The organism is Parabacteroides sp. CH2-D42-20, from assembly GCF_003670185.1.
In the GTDB taxonomy this organism is placed as follows: domain Bacteria; phylum Bacteroidota; class Bacteroidia; order Bacteroidales; family Tannerellaceae; genus Parabacteroides; species Parabacteroides distasonis.
In genome coordinates, this window is the sequence record NZ_RAYG01000002.1 from 81557 (window position 1) to 97912 (window position 16356).

Consider the following 16356-nt stretch of genomic DNA (forward strand, 5'->3'; position numbering starts at 1 on the left):
GTCCTCTTTTTTCCCGGATTTGTCCTCTCATTCTTACCCCGAAGCCCGTTCTTTGCCGGCAGTAATCACTTAATAAAGGAATACCATGGCAGAACAAATCATTCTCAACACAGACTTGTACGATAACCTGCTCACCGAGCGCAAGGGCGACTACACCGCCAAGCCGCGCATCACCGGGACATTGTATAACACGGACATCGCCGCACGCATCGTGGCCGCACGTACCGAGTACCAACACGGCACGATCCTCAACATCCTCGACATGGCCGACAGCCATAAGGTGCAGGCCATCGCCGAGGGCAAGAGCGTGGTGGACGGCGTGGGCCAATACCTCGTCAACGTGCAGGGGGCCTTCGAGGGCGAGAAGGCGCAGTTCGAACCCGGGAAGCACGCCCTCGGCATCACCTACACCATGGGCAAGCTCTTGCGCGAGACCCTCAAGCTGGTGAAGGTGGTGGTGAACGGCGTGGCGGCCGTAGGTCCGGTGATCAATACCGTGACCGACTCCACCTCCAAGGCCATCAACGGGCAGCTCAGCTCCGGCGGAGCCCTCGTGCTGGGCGGCGTGAACCTGAAGATACAGGGCGACGATCCCTCCATCGGTGTCTACCTCACCCCCACCACCGAAGGGGCCGCACCGATGAAGGCACCCGTGGTGATCGCCAACTCGCCCTCGCAGGTGATCGTGCAGATGCCGACGCTGGCCGACGGGCAGTACACCGTGAGCCTCACCACGCAATACAGCGGAAGCCGTAACGTAAAAGAGCCCCGCACCTACACCTTCCCCATCATCCTTATCGTAGGAGAAGGCGGTGGGGGCGATAGCGAGAGTCCGGACGAGATCTGAGGACAACGTTGTCCGGCATGTCCGGACAACGGCTGCCAAGCATCGAGGACAATGGCTGCCAAGCCTGCCGGACAGGGGCTACCGGACCTGCCGGAAAAAACAACCGATTTATAAACCCTATTATACACATAGAACATGAGAACATCATTACATGACATCCACCTATCGGCAAGGCGAATATTCGCCTTGCTGATCAGTGTCGCGACACTGATCCCCACCCTCCCGACAGCGGCCCGCGCGCAAGCGGAACCTCCCGGGGCGCTCGACATGGCCACCCTGCCGGGCACCCTAATGAACAATGACTACTACATCAACCTCGCGTACCTAAACGGCACGTGGGTGTACAAAGTAGGGGCATCCTACACGCAGGCCCCGACCACCGGCACCCCCTTCAACGGTACCATCACCGGCACGATGCCCGAGGCAGGCCGGCAGTTCGTCATACACCCCTCCACCGATCCCGACAGCGGCAACCCACCGGCGCTGACGCTGAAAGACGCCGTCATAACCTCAAATTCCAACCAGCTCTTCTATATCAAGGCCGACGCGGAACAGACCCTCCGGATCGAGGGGGAGAACCGGATCGAGATCATGAGCGACCTCATCTATAACTTAGGCACGCTCACCCTGACCGTAGCCGACGCGCAGGAGATAAGCCAAGGTATCCTAAACGGATCTCCCACGGGCACGGGTACGCTCACGGTCTATGCCCAAGCGCCGCTCAGCATCGGCAGCATCCGAAACTACGGGGCCAGCCGGATGCATCTGGACGGAGAGATACATGTCATCAATAAAACACAGGGTGCCTCAGCCTTTACAAACAGCAATACCTCGCCGGACGCGATCACGTTCGGGGATAACGCACGGATCCACCTGCAAGCGAACGGGCTCTGCACCGATGCACGCGGCTTTATCGAACTGGATTTCGATACCGCCCCGACCGATGGCCGGACGCTGTCCGTCACCCCGGCAGGCGATACCCAGCCGGCGGCCACCTTCGCGACCGACGGGACCTGCGTGAGTTACGCCTTCCTCGCCGCAGCCGATACGCGGTATACCGCCTCCCTCGACGGCGAGCGGCTATATGCCGGCAGGCGTTACAGCGGGTCTTCCTATAAAGACGGAGACTACCCCTTCTTCCGGACAGACGGGGCATACTGCCGATACCAAGGCGCCACCGCCACCCGCCCCACCCCGCAGCCGCTCGACCTTTCCAAGGACTACGGCTACGGCAGCACCCGCACCGGCATCGACCTCTTCTTCGACCCCGCGGACGGATGGTACTGCGACGAGAAGATGTTCGACGGGACGGTGACGACAAACGGCAGCTCATCCTACATCAACATCCCCGCCACCATCCATGCCGAGGGCGAGGCTACGCTTACGCTGGACAAGGTAAATTTCCAGCTCCCGACGGGCACGGCCCTCACGGTAGCGAGCGGGACGGTGACGCTCCAAAACAACACCTACAACGCCCTCCTGTCCGGAACCCACGCGCTCCGGGTAGAGACGGGAGCCACCTGCCTCATCTCGCCGCCCGCCGACCCAGATAACACCTTGGCGCTGACAGCCGCCGAGCAGGCCATCCACCCCGAAGGCGGCGGAACCGTGAAGGGCCTTGTCCAATTCACATGGCCGGAATCTCCGTCTTACAACATCTACCTCGAATCGGCGGAACCGGCGGAGTATCCGTATGGTCCGACCTTCGCTCTTACAGGCATGAAGAGCATAGCCACGAACTACCCGCTCTCCTTCTGCCTAAAAAGTCAGTCGCCGGGCTTGAAACAGGAAGGCTACCGCTCCGACGACCCGGAGCAAACCTACCTCAGCACCTTCCCCGCCGCCCATCCCGACGGGCTGACAAGCTACACGGGATTGCGCGAAATCACGCCCGCATGGATCGTGATCGACAAGGAGACGGCCTTCGACGCGAGCATGCCGGGCCAATGGCTGCGCGTCACCGAGAAGGGTGTCCTTACGGTAGGGAAGATAGGAGAAAATGGAGTATTTCCACTGGTGAATGATCTCGAGCTGCAGGACGGCGGGCAGATCCGGTTCGCCGATGACGGCGTGCTAGGACTCGTAGCGGCCCGCTTCACCCACCTCTTCCCCAACCGCAACCAATGGCGGGCTACCACGCTAGCGGCCGATAATGCCGACAAATTAGCCGGCGATGCGGGAACCCCTTGCTACGTACGTACCGGATATCCCGACGCCACCGACCAGACTTGGCAGCCGGCGGATCCCGACAACCTGTATATGCAGTTCGCCGCGGGTGACCCCGTGCTGATCGCCGGCGAAGGCCCGGAGACAGACACGCTGCGCCTCAATTACGGCAATACCTACCTCTTCAAGGACAGCCCCGACTCCCCCGTCGAGCCCACCAGCCCCGCCGAGCCGCTCAACACGGGCGTGTTCCTCTTCAAGGGCAATCGGGCCTCGTACAATGTGGAGATGCGAAACATATACGTCCTCAGCGACGACGGCAGCCGCTTCGAGCTGAAGGACCGGGTTACCCTGCGACCCTTTGAGAGCTATGTCGTGGCCAATGCCGCCACCCAAGCCCTGCTGAAGAGCCTCCGCTTGGACGGTATCGTCACGGGTACGGAGCTGGCCGAGATCCCGGCGGACAACAGCTTCCGCGCTTGGACCGCCGACGGACGTTTGCACCTTAGCACCGACCATGCCGAGAAGGTGGCCGTATACCACGTCAGCGGGACCTTGAAGTGCTATCTGCCGCTCTTGCGCGGCGAGACGACGATCGCCCTTCCTTCCGGCATCTATCTCGTCCGCCAAGGCGGTACAACGATCAAGGTCGTCCTGTAGAGCATACATTATATTATATACACTAAAACAGATACAAATATGAGAACATTCAGATATATCCTATCCTTGCTAGCCGCTACGCTCGTCCTGCTGGCGCAGCCGGCGATGGCGCAAGCCCCGGAGACGAGCACGAAGGCGCAACCTTCCGACCCAGTCTTCCCATACCTCCTCACCATCCAGCAACCCGCCGAGGGAGCGACGCTGGACGTAATGATCATGAACGCTGCCGGCACGTACACCGCCGTATCCTCCGGCCAGACCGTCTACAACGGGACCAAGGTAGACCTCTTCTTCGCCCCGCAGGAAGGCTACCGACTGACGGAAGGCTCCATCACCTACAACGGCAACGCTACGACAGCGGAGACCCTGGCACCGAACGACAAGGGCTACACCGCACAGCGTAGCTTCACGATGCCCGCCCAGCCGGTGACGGTTACCGCCGAGGCCGAGCTTATCCGCTACACGATCGCCTACGATCCGGCCGGCGGCACCCTCCCGCAGGGCAGCCCCACCCAATATACCATAGTATCGGACGATCTCACCCTCCCTAAGCCCACACACGCCAATACCTACCTCTCCTTCGAGGGCTGGAAAGACGCCGACGGGAATACGGTAGCGACCGTGGCGAAAGGCTCCACCGGCGATCTCTCCCTCACCGCCCAATGGAAAGAGAGCGAGCTGGCAGAGGCGGTAGGACAGCCGACCGAGACCCGGATCACCACCACCACCATGACCGCCGATGAGATACTGGCCGATCTTGCCGCCACATGGCCCAAGCTCACCTTCACCACCGACAGAGGCGACGTGATAGATAGCCCGATCTCGTGGAAACTGAAAGACGGCGCTACCCTCGACCTCACGCCCGGCAAGAAGAACCCCTTCGAATGGACAGCCACACCGCTGCCTGATGGCGTGAAAGGCAATGGGTACGTGATGAACGGCACCACGCAGGTCTACCTCGAAGCTCCCCCTATCACACCGGAAGACAACGGCGAGATCACGATAACGGCCGAGAACAAGTTCCAGCAAGACGGTGGTACCGACAACTACTTCAACGGAGAGATCAACGGTGAGGAGGGCAAGACCATAAACAAACTCACCCTCACCCCTCCCGCCGATACCGATATGACAATAAAGCTCAACGGGATAACCTCCGCGACCACCCTCATCAACGGGACCGGGACTGGGAAGACCAACCTCACCTTGAGCGGCACGAACAGCTTGGGCGCAGTCACGATCGAGTCCGGCAACGAATTGACGCTCACCCCCGGCGAGAATGTCGGCGACCTTGTCAACACCGCGGTCACCAACAAGGGCCATTTCACGGATCTTACCGCACGAGTGCCCACCGTGACACTCCCCGGCAACATCACCCTCGAACGGATAGACCCGGCGGCAAGTACCCCGATACCATCCACTGACAGCTACGCGGAGCTTAAGGCCGGCATAACCGCCCCCGAAGGCACCGCCATGGATTTGACGTATCTATGGCAGATTTTCAACGCACAGGCCGGCACATGGTCTACCGCCCCGGATGACTCGCAGCTGCGCAACGCCTCGAATACCTACAGGACGAGAACCGTAGGCCAGTATCGTTGCCTAGTTACCGCAGAGGTAACCGTAAACGTAAACGGCACGCCCACGACCACGACGCTCGCCACGCCCCCGGCTCCCGTAACTCCCGTAACTCCCATAACGCCTCCTACGCCACAGCCCGCTACCTATACCGTAACCCTCCCTGCCTTGGTAGGAGCCTCCACCACCCCTGCAGCCGGAGCGCATATGGTAACCGAAGGCGACGGCTTCTCCTTCACCCTCACCTTGGACGCAGACTATGACCAGTCCGTCCCCGTAGTGACCGTGAACGGAAACGCCCTCACCCCCGACGCAAGCGGCAAGTACACGATCGCCGATATTTCCGCCAACCTGACCGTAGCGATCACCGGTATCGTGAGAAATACCACAACCGGTATCGAGCAAGTGGAAAACGCTACCTTGATCCGTGCCGAGAGCGGAGCCTTGCTGATCCGTACGCCAGTCTCCGTGACAGCGCAGGTGATCGCCCTCACCGGAAACGTAGTCCGCACGGTACGGCTTCCCGCCGGAGACAGTCGTGTAGATGGCTTGGCTAGCGGTATCTATATCGTCCGCCTATCCAATGAGATAACGAAGAAAGTGATAATCCGATAGGCAAGGTTTCACGAGTGAGAGCGGCTGTCATCGCCGCTCTCACAAAAAGAGGTTGTTAGAATGCCCATTGTTAGGTTCTTATAATCGCAGTTATAAGCATCTTACAATGGGCATTCTAGCAACCTTACGATAGGCATCGTAATCAGGATAGGATAAAAGAGGTCGTTTTTAGCGTTCCAATAAGTCCAAGACCAGCTCGAAGCCTTCGGCGCCGCTATAATAAGGATCCGGGACGGGAATAGAATAAAGACAGTCACAAGAATAAACTACCGAAGCATTGTCTAACTGATTCTATTTCGTATATTTGCCATTGAAAACCAGAGACAAAAGAAGGATAAAGATATGACAGCATTAGAACTCAACGCAGAATTATTCCGCCAACTCAGTATCATCGCCGAAGATGAGACCTTGATGCGCAAAGCCGTAGAAGCCATCCGCCGTCTTGCGCAGCAAAAGGAAGCACAGACTGAAGAGACTGAATATATTAGTAAGGAAGAGGTACTGGAGGGAATAGATGCCGGACTGAAAGACATGATAGCCGGCAGAACACGGCCAGCGAATGAGTTATTAGAGGAGTTACGTCATGAATTATAGAATAAAAACAACCAAATCTTTCGATAAAGAAATCAAGCGGCTTGGTAAACACTACGCATCCATCGCAAATGACTATGCCGCACTCCTTGATGAACTGGCACAAAATCCCCGACTCGGTATCGACCTTGGAAGTGGTCTCCGCAAAATTCGTATGCAGATCACCTCCAAAGGAAAGGGTAAAAGTGGTGGCGCAAGGGTCATCACTTTTACTGTTATTGTATCGATGGAAGAAAGCGAAATTAATCTCCTTTATATCTATGATAAAGCGGATCGTCCCTCCATCAGCACACACGAAATAGAGAGACTGCTTCATAAAAACGGATTAAGGTAGCCTATCAGAGTAAACTCACAGGATACGATCCTTACAATATTCCAACAACCCGGCGCAAGCATCTTCCAATAGATCCAAGACCAACTCGAAACCTTCGGCACCGCTATAATAAGGATCCGGGACGTGATCGTACAACTTATTCCGGGAGAACTCTGTCATCTGATGTATCTTAGCGACGGATTCCAGATCGGGAGCCATCCGTTTCAAGTCCGTTATATTTTGGTCGTCCATGCCGATAATCAAATCGAAGTCATGGAAGTCCCACTGACGTACCGGACGGGAGATCGAATCCAACACATATCCCCTACGGGCCGCATGCGCCCGCATCCGTGAATCCGCCCGGTCTCCCTCATGATACCCGGCTATCCCGGCGGAATCGATCTCAATCCGATCTCCCAATCCCGCATCCTTCACCAACCTCTTCATTACTGCCTCCGCCGACGGAGAGCGACATATATTCCCCAAGCACACAAACAATAACCGTACCTTCTCCTCCTTCATCACTAAGCTCCTTTCCATTAATTTTCAATTCTCCATTTTCAATTCTCAAGCCGGGTCCACATCATAATGAACAAGCAACTGCTTAAACGGTACATATCCTTGCATCTCAGTATGAATACCCTCCAATATCTCACGAAGCGGAGCGATCCCGGCGGATATCTCGATCTTCAAGACGATCTTCTTGATATGAAGCGTCTGTACCCGGGTGATAGGCGGCGTAACCGGCCCCAACACCCGCTCACCTAAACGAGCACGAAGTTTCTCGGCGTATATAGCGGACATTTCCTGCAAAGCCTCCTCATTCCGACTCCGAAGGATCAAGACGATCAAACGGTAGTAAGGCGGGTAACGGAACATACTACGCTCGCTCAGTTGCAAGCTCACCATTTCCTTGTAAGCGAAACGCTGCACCATACGGATCAAAGGATGCTCCGGCTGGGTAGTCTGCAAGATCACCGTACCCCGCTTATCCCGCCTGCCGGCACGTCCGCTAACCTGTACCATCAACTGGTAAGCCCGCTCGTGCGCCCGGAAGTCTGGGAAATTCATCAGGCTATCGGCACTCAGAATTCCGACCACGCTGACATTCCCGAAATCCAATCCCTTCGACAACATCTGGGTACCAATCAAGATTTGTGTCTTCCCCTTCTCGAAATCCGAGATGATCCGCTCGTAAGCCGTGCGGGTACGGGCCGTATCGAAATCCAGCCGCTCCACCTTTGCCGCTGGGAATTGCCCAGCGATCTCCTCCTCTACCTTCTCCGTACCGAAGCCTTGCATCTTGAACTCCGTCCCCTTACACTCTGGACATACCTGCGGCAAGCGGTAGGTATAACCGCAATAATGGCAAACCAGCTGATTATGCGCCTTGTGGTAGGTAAGGCTAACGTCGCAATTCACGCAACGAGGCACCCACCCGCACCCTCGGCACTCGATCATCGGGGCGAATCCCCGGCGGTTCTGGAATAGGATCGCCTGCTCGCCCCGGGATAGGGCCTCCCGCACCTTCTCCACCAACAGAGGGGAGAAAAGGGTATCTTTCATGATCTTCTTGCGCTTTAGCTCCTTCACGTCCACCGTAATAATCTCCGGCATCAAGCAATCACCGTAGCGGGTAGATAACTCAACCAGACCGTATTTCCCCGCCGTAGCGTTGAAATAAGAATCGATGGAGGGAGTGGCGGAACCCAATAAGGTCTTACCGCCGTGCATACCCGCCAAGACGATGGCAGCGTTACGGGCATGGTAACGGGGTGCCGGGTCCTGCTGCTTATACGTATTCTCATGCTCCTCGTCCACGATAATTAAGCCCAAGTCCTTAAACGGAAGGAAGAGGGAAGAACGAACCCCCAATACCAGCATAGGCTCGTCGTTATGCAATAGCTTATTCCAAACTTCCACCCGCTCGTTATCCGAGAACTTAGAGTGGTAGACCAATAGCTTATCCCCGAATAATTTCGCCAGCCGTTCCGTGATCTGGGTCGTGATAGCGATCTCCGGCAACATATATAAAACCTGCCGCCCCAGCCGCAAGACCTCATGGATCAAACGGACGTATATCTCGGTCTTACCACTGGAAGTCACGCCATGAAGCAAGCAGACCTCCTTCGTCTTGAAAGCCTCATGGATCTCTCCATAGGCTTTCTCTTGCGCCGGACTGAGCGGATTCGGCTCTTGCAAGCGGCAGACGGATACTTGCAAACGACCCACCTCTTTCTCGTAACTCTCCAAGATACCCCGTTTCAGCAGACCCTCCAATACCGCAGAGGTATAACCACTGCGTTCCAATAGCTCTTTCTTGGAAAGCTCCTTCGATAAAGCGGGATTCAAGGTATGGCTTAAATCCAAGAAGCTGACCAGCAAAAGCTCTTGCTTCTTCGCTCGTTTCAAATCCTCGAACACCGCCTGTAATTTCGTCTCATCCCGGTAAGCCTCGGCCAAACGGATAAACGCCTGTGTCTTGGGAACGAATCCTCGCTTTAGCTCCTCGCTCACCTCGACCGCCCCTTTCACCATCAAGGAAGAGACGATCGGGACAACATTTCGGAGACCGGTCTTCTTCTCCAACTCCGAGATCGTCAATTTCAAAACCCCGCTAAAGGCATCCAGTACCGCTTGCTCGTTCGGGCGCAAGGGGGCGGTGGCCTCGAAATCCTCATTATAAGTAACCGCCGTCTCGCTTTCCAACTTTAAGCCGGAAGGCAAGGCCGCCTTATACACATCGCCCAGCTTACATATATAATAAGAAGATATCCATTTCCAGAAACGGAGTTGCGGACGGCGGAGCACCGGCGTGGCATCCAGCAAAGCGTAGATCTCCTTCGTCTCAAAATCGGATACCGGTTCCCGGTCGTGTACCTCCATGACGATAGCCGTATAATATCGTTTCTTCCCGAAATGCACGATCACCCGGCAACCGGGAGTCACGGCTCTCTCCAGATCTTCGGGTATCCGATAGGTATAGCTATTCTCCAAAGGAAGGGGAAGTATGACGTCCGCGTATTTCATTCAAACAGGTGTTTCATTACGAGCCCAAAAATAACAAAAAAGGCCGGACTTCTAAAGCCCAGCCTCTCTCATTTTATTTTCACCTATTTAGAACAAGATCGCTGCCGTGATAGACCATCCACGGTTCTTTCCGGCACCGTCGGAGAGGTTCACCTTCTCAATGCTATAGTTATCAGTCAGTCCCAGACCATAATTGAAACCCACCTGCAAGTGGCTGATCAACTCCACGCCGGCACCGAAGTTAAGACCTGCGCTGAAATTCTTCGCCTTCACCTGATCCGCTACGGAACCCGGGATATCCCAAAACTTATCACCGCCTACACGGAAACCGATATACGGACCGGCTGCCAGATACGCCTTGACGATCGGTAAGCCGAATTTCCATTTCAAGTTGACCGGAACATCGATATAATCCGTCTTCATCGAAGTCTTCACCCCGCCAGCCGAGGTCGTTTCCAAACCCTTTTGCGAATACAACACCGCCGCATCGATCCCGACACCCACCAACGGTAAGGTCGTCTCGATCATCGGACCCACTTGGAAGCCGGTTACGTTATCCGCTTTCAACACGTCCGAGTTGAAATGAACAGACGATATATTCACACCTCCCTTGATACCGAATTTAAGCTGAGCGTTCGCCGGAAGCGCCATCAACGCTAGCAAGGCAACCATAAGAAATCCCACAATTTTCTTCATATTCATACTTCTTTTGTTAATTACTCGTTGCAAATAAACGCACTTTTCTAATAATAAACAAATATTCTCTATAGAGTGTTCACGGAATACCCCAGTCCTTTAAACGCAAAGAAAGCATGCATCTTACACACGGAGCTCATCCCGTCGGTCAGATTCATGCTTCTTTCCCTAATTATTATGGCAAAATAATTATCCGAAACCATGAGACGACTTGATAAGAAAACCTTGGATAAAGAATAGTAAAAACCGGATACGATTCTTGCGTTCTCTTCCGGCCTTTCCTCGAAGCCGTCGAAAATATACACGCCTTGCAGGTCTTCTGACTTACTTCCGGTCTTAAGCGCCTTCCCATTCACTTGAATGAACAGTGGCAACAGTATTGCTCAACCCGTTTATGAAGCTTACAGCAGCGGGACTGTCCGGGATTCTCACCCGATTCCCTTTTAATCCCTATCCGGCGATTGCCGAAAGGGAACAAAGCATGTAGCAAAGATACATAAAGTTTTGATGTAGCCTAACACTTTCCACAAAAAATATCCTTATATTCCCGGTTCCTGATATAGCATAAAGCCGCCCCGATAGCCGTGCGATACTCGGCATACTCCGGTATCTTGAAATGGACATCGCACATCTCCTCCAGACGGGGGAAAATATCCGGGCATTGTGGCAAGCGAGTCAGGTTACCGATCAATACGATATTCTTGATATCGCCATTTAACGAGGCGAAAACAGCTCCTTGCCCGATGGTCTGCAAGACCATATGAACGATACCGAGAGCGATATCCTCAACCTTAGCGTTCGCGTCCGCTTTTCCGAAAATAGAGGCTGTCACGTCCAGCGGCAGGCCGGGTAGCGGATGCGGCGTAATATCCCGGATATGCAAGTCGATATCATTCAAGGAACCGTGCTCGGCCAAAGACGCTATTTGGTGAAAGTCATGCGTTTTCAATAATAGCTTAGACAAGCCGAGGATTGTTCCGCCACCGATACCCAATCCCCCGATATGCTCGATCGTGGAGCCTTGTACCTTGACAAAGGAGGTACCCGTTCCCATGCTGACCACCAATAGACTGTCCAGTCCCGTATTATATTGCGCCCCTAGCCCATTCGCAAGGAACTCATCCGTCTTCGCGGTTGGTAAGCCATATAAAGGTTGATCGATATAAGCGCTACCTACACCTGTCAAGATCACTTTCTCTATATTCGAGAGCGAGATGTTATTATCATAAATATATTTACCGAAGGCCCCGAATAAAGAGGTTACCGGATCGGTAGCTTTCACGAACATCGGGTTCTTGATCTTCTTATCCTCCACGCCGACGATCTTGGTCGTGCTACCTCCCACATCTATACCTATAACGATTCCCATGATTCTTTCCCTTTTTAATTGAATAATCGCTACAAAAGTACATAAACCCGCATACAATACTAAAAAAGGCCGGACAAAATCAATTGTCCAGCCTCTCTTTATTTAAAAACCGTAAGGCCTAAACTCTATTTATTCGCCTAACAAGATCTCAAGGATCTGGCAAGCTGCCTTCGATACGGAAGTACCCGGGCCAAAGATAGCGGCAACGCCAGCCTTATACAAGAAATCATAGTCTTGAGCCGGGATTACACCTCCAGCAATAACGATGATGTCCTCACGACCTAGTTTCTTCAACTCCTCGATAACCTGCGGAACCAACGTCTTATGACCAGCGGCCAAAGAAGAAACGCCCATTACGTGAACGTCGTTCTCCACAGCTTGACGGGCAGCCTCGGCCGGAGTCTGGAACAACGGTCCCATATCTACGTCGAAACCACAGTCCGCATAACCAGTAGCGACAACCTTAGCGCCACGGTCGTGTCCGTCCTGACCCATCTTAGCGATCATGATACGAGGCTGACGGCCTTCTTTCTTAGCGAATTGCTCGCAAAGCTCGCAAGCTTTCTGGAAGTCTGCGTCTTTCTTAGTTTCTGATGAATACACGCCTGAAATAGTTCTAATGATTGCTTTATAACGACCTACAACCACCTCGCAAGCATCGGAGATCTCTCCCAATGACGCACGCAAGCCGGCAGCCTTAACAGCCAACTCTAATAAGTTGCCCTTCTTCGTCTTCACGCACTCCGTGATATCAGCCAAAGCTTTTTGAACAGCGGCTTCGTCACGGTTAGCACGCAACTCCTTCAAAGCGGCGATCTGCTCGTTACGTACGGCTGTATTATCGATCTCAAGGATATCGATCGGATCTTCCTTCGGCAAACGATATTTGTTAACACCAACGATGGTCTGAACACCAGAGTCGATACGAGCCTGTGTACGAGCGGCAGCTTCCTCGATACGCATCTTAGGAAGACCAGTCTCGATGGCTTTCGCCATACCACCCATGCTCTCGATCTCTTGGATCAATGCCCAACCTTTATGTACCAACTCATTCGTCAAAGACTCTACATAGTAAGAACCAGCCCACGGGTCGATCTCCTTACAGATCTTAGTCTCTTCCTGAATGTAAATCTGTGTATTACGAGCGATACGAGCGGAGAAATCGGTCGGCAAAGCGATCGCCTCATCCAATGCGTTCGTATGCAAAGATTGTGTATGTCCTAATGTAGCGGCCATAGCCTCGATACAAGTACGTCCTACGTTATTGAACGGATCTTGCTCGGTCAATGACCAACCGGAAGTCTGGCTATGTGTACGCAATGCCAATGATTTCGGGTTCTTAGCGCCGAAGCTCTTCACGATCTTCGCCCACAACATACGAGCCGCACGCATCTTGGCGATCTCCATGAAGTGATTTACACCGATAGCCCAGAAGAATGACAAACGGGGAGCGAACGCATCCACATCGATACCGGCGTTGATACCGGCACGAAGATATTCCATACCGTCACACAACGTATAAGCCATCTCGATATCAGCCGTAGCACCAGCCTCCTGCATATGATAACCGGAGATAGAGATAGAGTTGAACTTCGGCATCTTCTGAGAGGTGTACTCGAAGATATCAGCGATAATCTTCATGGAGAACTCAGGCGGATAGATATAGGTATTACGTACCATGAACTCTTTCAATATATCGTTCTGGATCGTACCGGCCATTTCCTCCAACTTAGCACCTTGCTCCAAACCTGCGTTGATATAGAATGCCAATACCGGAAGCACACCACCATTCATGGTCATGGAAACAGACATCTTGTTCAAAGGAATACCATCGAACAACACTTTCATGTTCTCCAAGGAACAGATAGATACACCCGCTTTACCTACATCACCAACCACACGTTCGTTGTCGGCATCGTAACCACGGTGAGTCGGAAGGTCGAACGCAACGGACAAACCTTTCTGACCGGAAGCCAAGTTACGGCGATAGAAAGCGTTAGACTCCTCAGCGGTAGAGAAACCTGCGTACTGACGGATTGTCCAAGGACGCATAGCGTACATACCGCTGTACGGGCCACGTAGATAAGGAGGCAAACCGGAAGCATAGTTCAAGTGCTCCATACCCTCCAAGTCTTCTTTTGTATATACAGGTTTCACCTCGATATGCTCGGGTGTTTTCCAATTGGGCTCGATGCCATTGGCTTTTGCCCATTCGGCAGCGTTTGTGGCTGCGAATCCGGCATTCTTTATATCTATGTTTTTAAAATTTGGTCTCATAATTGTTTATACTTAAGCGATTCCTAATTTAGCGTTGAATGCTTTCAATGTCTCAAGCACATTGCTCTTTACATTTACGAACTGGTCGATACCTTGAGCCTTCAAGTCGTCCGCGCAAGCAGGAGCTCCGGCTACAACGAATTCGGCACGTCCGGCCAAAGCCTTGTAAGCAGCAGGAGCGAATTCAGCATACTCGTCATCACTAGAGCAAAGAACCACGATCTCGGCACCAGCCTTGACAGCAGCCTCAACACCAGCCTCAACCGTATCGAAGCCTAAGTTATCAATTATCTTATATCCGGCACAACCGAAGAAGTTAGCGGAGAACTGTGAACGAGCCAAACGCATCGCCAAGTTACCTATCGTCAACATAAATACCTTCGGAGTCTTGCCACTCTTCTCTGTCGTCATACGCAAAGCCTCGAATTCAGAAGCGCCGCGAGAGAAATCAAGAGCCGGGATCGTTGCCTCACCGCAATGACCACCGCCACAACAGCAAGAACCTTTTTCTTGAATCTTATCGGCAGCTACTTCCGTGAAGTTAGGATACTGGTTAGAACCCAACAAGATCTCACGACGGGTAGCAACCGCTTTCTTACGAGCTACATTCGAAGCGTTAACGGCATTCTGGATCTCACCTGCGTTCACGGCAACGGAGAATCCTCCTTTTTCCTCAACCTCCAAGAACAACTTCCAAGCGACATCAGCCAAGGAATTCGTCAATACCTCTACATAATAAGAACCGGCAGACGGGTCAACGACCTTATCCAAGTGGCACTCTTCCTTCAATAATAATTGTTGGTTACGTGCGATACGCTCAGAGAAATCGTCTGGAGTCTGGTAAATCTTATCAAACGGGCGAACCGTGATAGAGTCTACGCCGGCAAGAGCGGCAGACATAGCCTCAGTTTGAGAACGAAGCAAGTTTACGTGAGCATCGTAAACCGTCATGTTCCACTCTGAAGTCTGTGCGTGAGCAACCATCTTGCAAGCGCATTCGCAGGCCGGCTTATAAGCGGCTACGATCTCGGCCCACAACCAACGAGCCGCACGGAACTTAGCGATTTCCATGAAGTAGTTAGAGCTGATACCAAAATTGAATTTGATTTTCTTGGCAACCTCGTCAGCGGTGAAACCAGCCTCGGTAAGTTTTGCCATCAATTCGTTACCCCAAGCCAAGGCGTAACCTAATTCCTGAGAAATGTAAGCGCCAGCATTGTTGAAAAGGAACGCATTTACAGCCAATACACGGTAGTTAGGCAAAGCCTGTCCAGCTTTGAGCACAGCTGCGGCACCTTCTACCCACTCACTGTTTTCTTTACCTTTTACTAAAGGTTTCTTGAAAGCGTCATAGTTTACAGAACCGTAGCACTTCTCTGCGTCGACACCCTTGCCTTTGAAGTAGTCAGCCAAGATACCGATCAACTTCTCCGCTTTGCAGTTGCAAGTGTTGAAGTTCAATTCTACGGAAGCCGGACAAATACCCTCTAATAAAGTAGCTATGTTCTCCTCGTTCACCTCATCACCTTTGATGATGAACCCAAGAGAAGTAACACCTTTCGTCAAAAGGTCTAGTGCTTTCTCGTTAGCACCCTTGAAGCAGCAAACTTCAATGTTCTGGCGTACCTTCCAATCGTTGTCTTTCTTCGTTCCACGAACATAAGGGAATTCACCGGGAAGAGACTCTGTAGTCTTTAAACCCTCGATGTCTTCTGCACGATAGAAAGGATTTACATTAAATCCTTCGCCTGTCTTCCAAACAAGCTTTTTCTCAAACGGTACCCCTTTCAGGTCGGCCGTTATCTTCGCCATCCACTCTTCAGTAGACACAGGTGCGAATTCTGAGAAAAGTTTTTCTTTAAGTTCTGCCATAATATTAGTTGTTTATTAAACTGGTATTAGTAATGTTCAATACTATTTTGTTCAATTACAGATGGCAAAGGTAGAATAAATAAACAGTACCGACAATGAAAAAACAATGAAATCGCAACTACTTTTAACGCCTTTTAGTGGTATTCTCCCCGTTTTCTTGGCATTTTGATAAAAAACACACTTTTTCTTCAAAAAAACTCAGTCCAACTATTGCAGAATTAAAAAATATATCTACCTTTGCATCGTCAAACAAAAACAATGACATCTAAATGGTGGATTCGTCTAACGGTTAGGACACATGCCTCTCACGCATGTAATACGAGTTCGATTCTCGTATCCACTACA

General features: G+C 52.5%; 11 protein-coding genes, 1 tRNA gene, 1 pseudogene and 1 riboswitch. Of the genes and pseudogenes, 6 read left to right on the top strand and 7 right to left on the bottom strand.

The window, feature by feature from the left end; translation table 11 throughout:
• The first annotated feature begins 85 nt into the window (after window positions 1-85).
• The 3 genes from D7V92_RS01955 to D7V92_RS01965 all read left to right on the top strand — a co-directional run bounded on the left by D7V92_RS01955 (window position 86) and on the right by D7V92_RS01965 (window position 5863).
• Entirely contained in the window at window positions 86-847 is a 762-nt protein-coding gene (locus D7V92_RS01955) for a DUF4469 domain-containing protein (RefSeq protein WP_008773685.1), read from the top strand.
• A 135-nt stretch (window positions 848-982) separates the two neighbouring features.
• Window positions 983-3673: a hypothetical protein gene (locus tag D7V92_RS01960; RefSeq protein WP_121772159.1), complete on the top strand. Its 2691-nt coding sequence runs from the start codon at window positions 983-985 to the stop codon at window positions 3671-3673.
• Between the two features lie 39 nt (window positions 3674-3712).
• Entirely contained in the window at window positions 3713-5863 is a 2151-nt protein-coding gene (locus D7V92_RS01965) for a T9SS type A sorting domain-containing protein (RefSeq protein WP_121772160.1), read from the top strand.
• A 168-nt stretch (window positions 5864-6031) separates the two neighbouring features.
• Here D7V92_RS01965 and D7V92_RS22355 read toward each other — a convergent pair.
• Window positions 6032-6097: pseudogene (locus D7V92_RS22355) on the bottom strand (low molecular weight phosphotyrosine protein phosphatase); the annotation flags it as partial.
• A 108-nt stretch (window positions 6098-6205) separates the two neighbouring features.
• Here D7V92_RS22355 and D7V92_RS01975 point away from each other — a divergent pair.
• On the top strand, window positions 6206-6457 hold the full coding sequence (locus tag D7V92_RS01975) for a hypothetical protein (RefSeq protein WP_005854139.1): 252 nt from the start codon (window positions 6206-6208) through the stop codon (window positions 6455-6457).
• Entirely contained in the window at window positions 6447-6788 is a 342-nt protein-coding gene (locus tag D7V92_RS01980) for a type II toxin-antitoxin system RelE/ParE family toxin (RefSeq protein WP_008779978.1), read from the top strand. Before D7V92_RS01975 ends, D7V92_RS01980 begins: the two co-directional genes overlap by 11 nt.
• A gap of 15 nt (window positions 6789-6803) precedes the next feature.
• Here the strand turns inward: D7V92_RS01980 and D7V92_RS01985 are convergent, their stop codons facing one another.
• The 6 genes from D7V92_RS01985 to mutA form a co-directional block, all read right to left on the bottom strand.
• On the bottom strand, window positions 6804-7307 hold the full coding sequence (locus tag D7V92_RS01985; protein WP_057317391.1) for a low molecular weight protein-tyrosine-phosphatase: 504 nt from the start codon (window positions 7305-7307) through the stop codon (window positions 6804-6806).
• Window positions 7308-7334: 27 nt separating this feature from the next.
• Window positions 7335-9797: a primosomal protein N' gene (gene priA, locus D7V92_RS01990; RefSeq protein ID WP_121772161.1), complete on the bottom strand. Its 2463-nt coding sequence runs from the start codon at window positions 9795-9797 to the stop codon at window positions 7335-7337.
• Between the two features lie 87 nt (window positions 9798-9884).
• Window positions 9885-10493, bottom strand: a complete 609-nt coding sequence (locus D7V92_RS01995; protein ID WP_121772230.1) for a porin family protein — start codon at window positions 10491-10493, stop codon at window positions 9885-9887.
• Window positions 10494-10784: 291 nt separating this feature from the next.
• Window positions 10785-10988, bottom strand: a riboswitch (cobalamin riboswitch).
• Window positions 10989-11007: 19 nt separating this feature from the next.
• Window positions 11008-11862 carry a type II pantothenate kinase gene (gene coaW / locus D7V92_RS02000; protein WP_008773692.1) on the bottom strand — a complete coding sequence of 285 codons (855 nt, stop codon included), beginning with the start codon at window positions 11860-11862 and terminating at the stop codon, window positions 11008-11010.
• Between the two features lie 129 nt (window positions 11863-11991).
• Complete coding sequence (gene scpA, locus D7V92_RS02005; RefSeq protein ID WP_005854126.1) at window positions 11992-14139, bottom strand: methylmalonyl-CoA mutase; 2148 nt, start codon at window positions 14137-14139, stop codon at window positions 11992-11994.
• Window positions 14140-14151: 12 nt separating this feature from the next.
• Entirely contained in the window at window positions 14152-16011 is a 1860-nt protein-coding gene (gene mutA / locus D7V92_RS02010) for a methylmalonyl-CoA mutase small subunit (protein WP_008773693.1), read from the bottom strand.
• Between the two features lie 271 nt (window positions 16012-16282).
• Here mutA and D7V92_RS02015 point away from each other — a divergent pair.
• Window positions 16283-16354, top strand: a tRNA-Glu gene (locus tag D7V92_RS02015).
• Window positions 16355-16356: the final 2 nt, after the last annotated feature.

Bases quoted from the DNA above. Each gene is read 5' to 3' on its own strand.
- D7V92_RS01955 (WP_008773685.1), top strand. From the start codon at position 86: ATGGCAGAACAAATCATTCTCAACACAGACTTGTACGATAACCTGCTC.
- D7V92_RS01960 (WP_121772159.1), top strand. From the start codon at position 983: ATGAGAACATCATTACATGACATCCACCTATCGGCAAGGCGAATATTC.
- D7V92_RS01965 (WP_121772160.1), top strand. From the start codon at position 3,713: ATGAGAACATTCAGATATATCCTATCCTTGCTAGCCGCTACGCTCGTC.
- D7V92_RS01975 (WP_005854139.1), top strand. From the start codon at position 6,206: ATGACAGCATTAGAACTCAACGCAGAATTATTCCGCCAACTCAGTATC.
- D7V92_RS01980 (WP_008779978.1), top strand. From the start codon at position 6,447: ATGAATTATAGAATAAAAACAACCAAATCTTTCGATAAAGAAATCAAG.
- D7V92_RS01985 (WP_057317391.1), bottom strand. From the start codon at position 7,307: ATGGAAAGGAGCTTAGTGATGAAGGAGGAGAAGGTACGGTTATTGTTT.
- priA (WP_121772161.1), bottom strand. From the start codon at position 9,797: ATGAAATACGCGGACGTCATACTTCCCCTTCCTTTGGAGAATAGCTAT.
- D7V92_RS01995 (WP_121772230.1), bottom strand. From the start codon at position 10,493: ATGAAGAAAATTGTGGGATTTCTTATGGTTGCCTTGCTAGCGTTGATG.
- coaW (WP_008773692.1), bottom strand. From the start codon at position 11,862: ATGGGAATCGTTATAGGTATAGATGTGGGAGGTAGCACGACCAAGATC.
- scpA (WP_005854126.1), bottom strand. From the start codon at position 14,139: ATGAGACCAAATTTTAAAAACATAGATATAAAGAATGCCGGATTCGCA.
- mutA (WP_008773693.1), bottom strand. From the start codon at position 16,011: ATGGCAGAACTTAAAGAAAAACTTTTCTCAGAATTCGCACCTGTGTCT.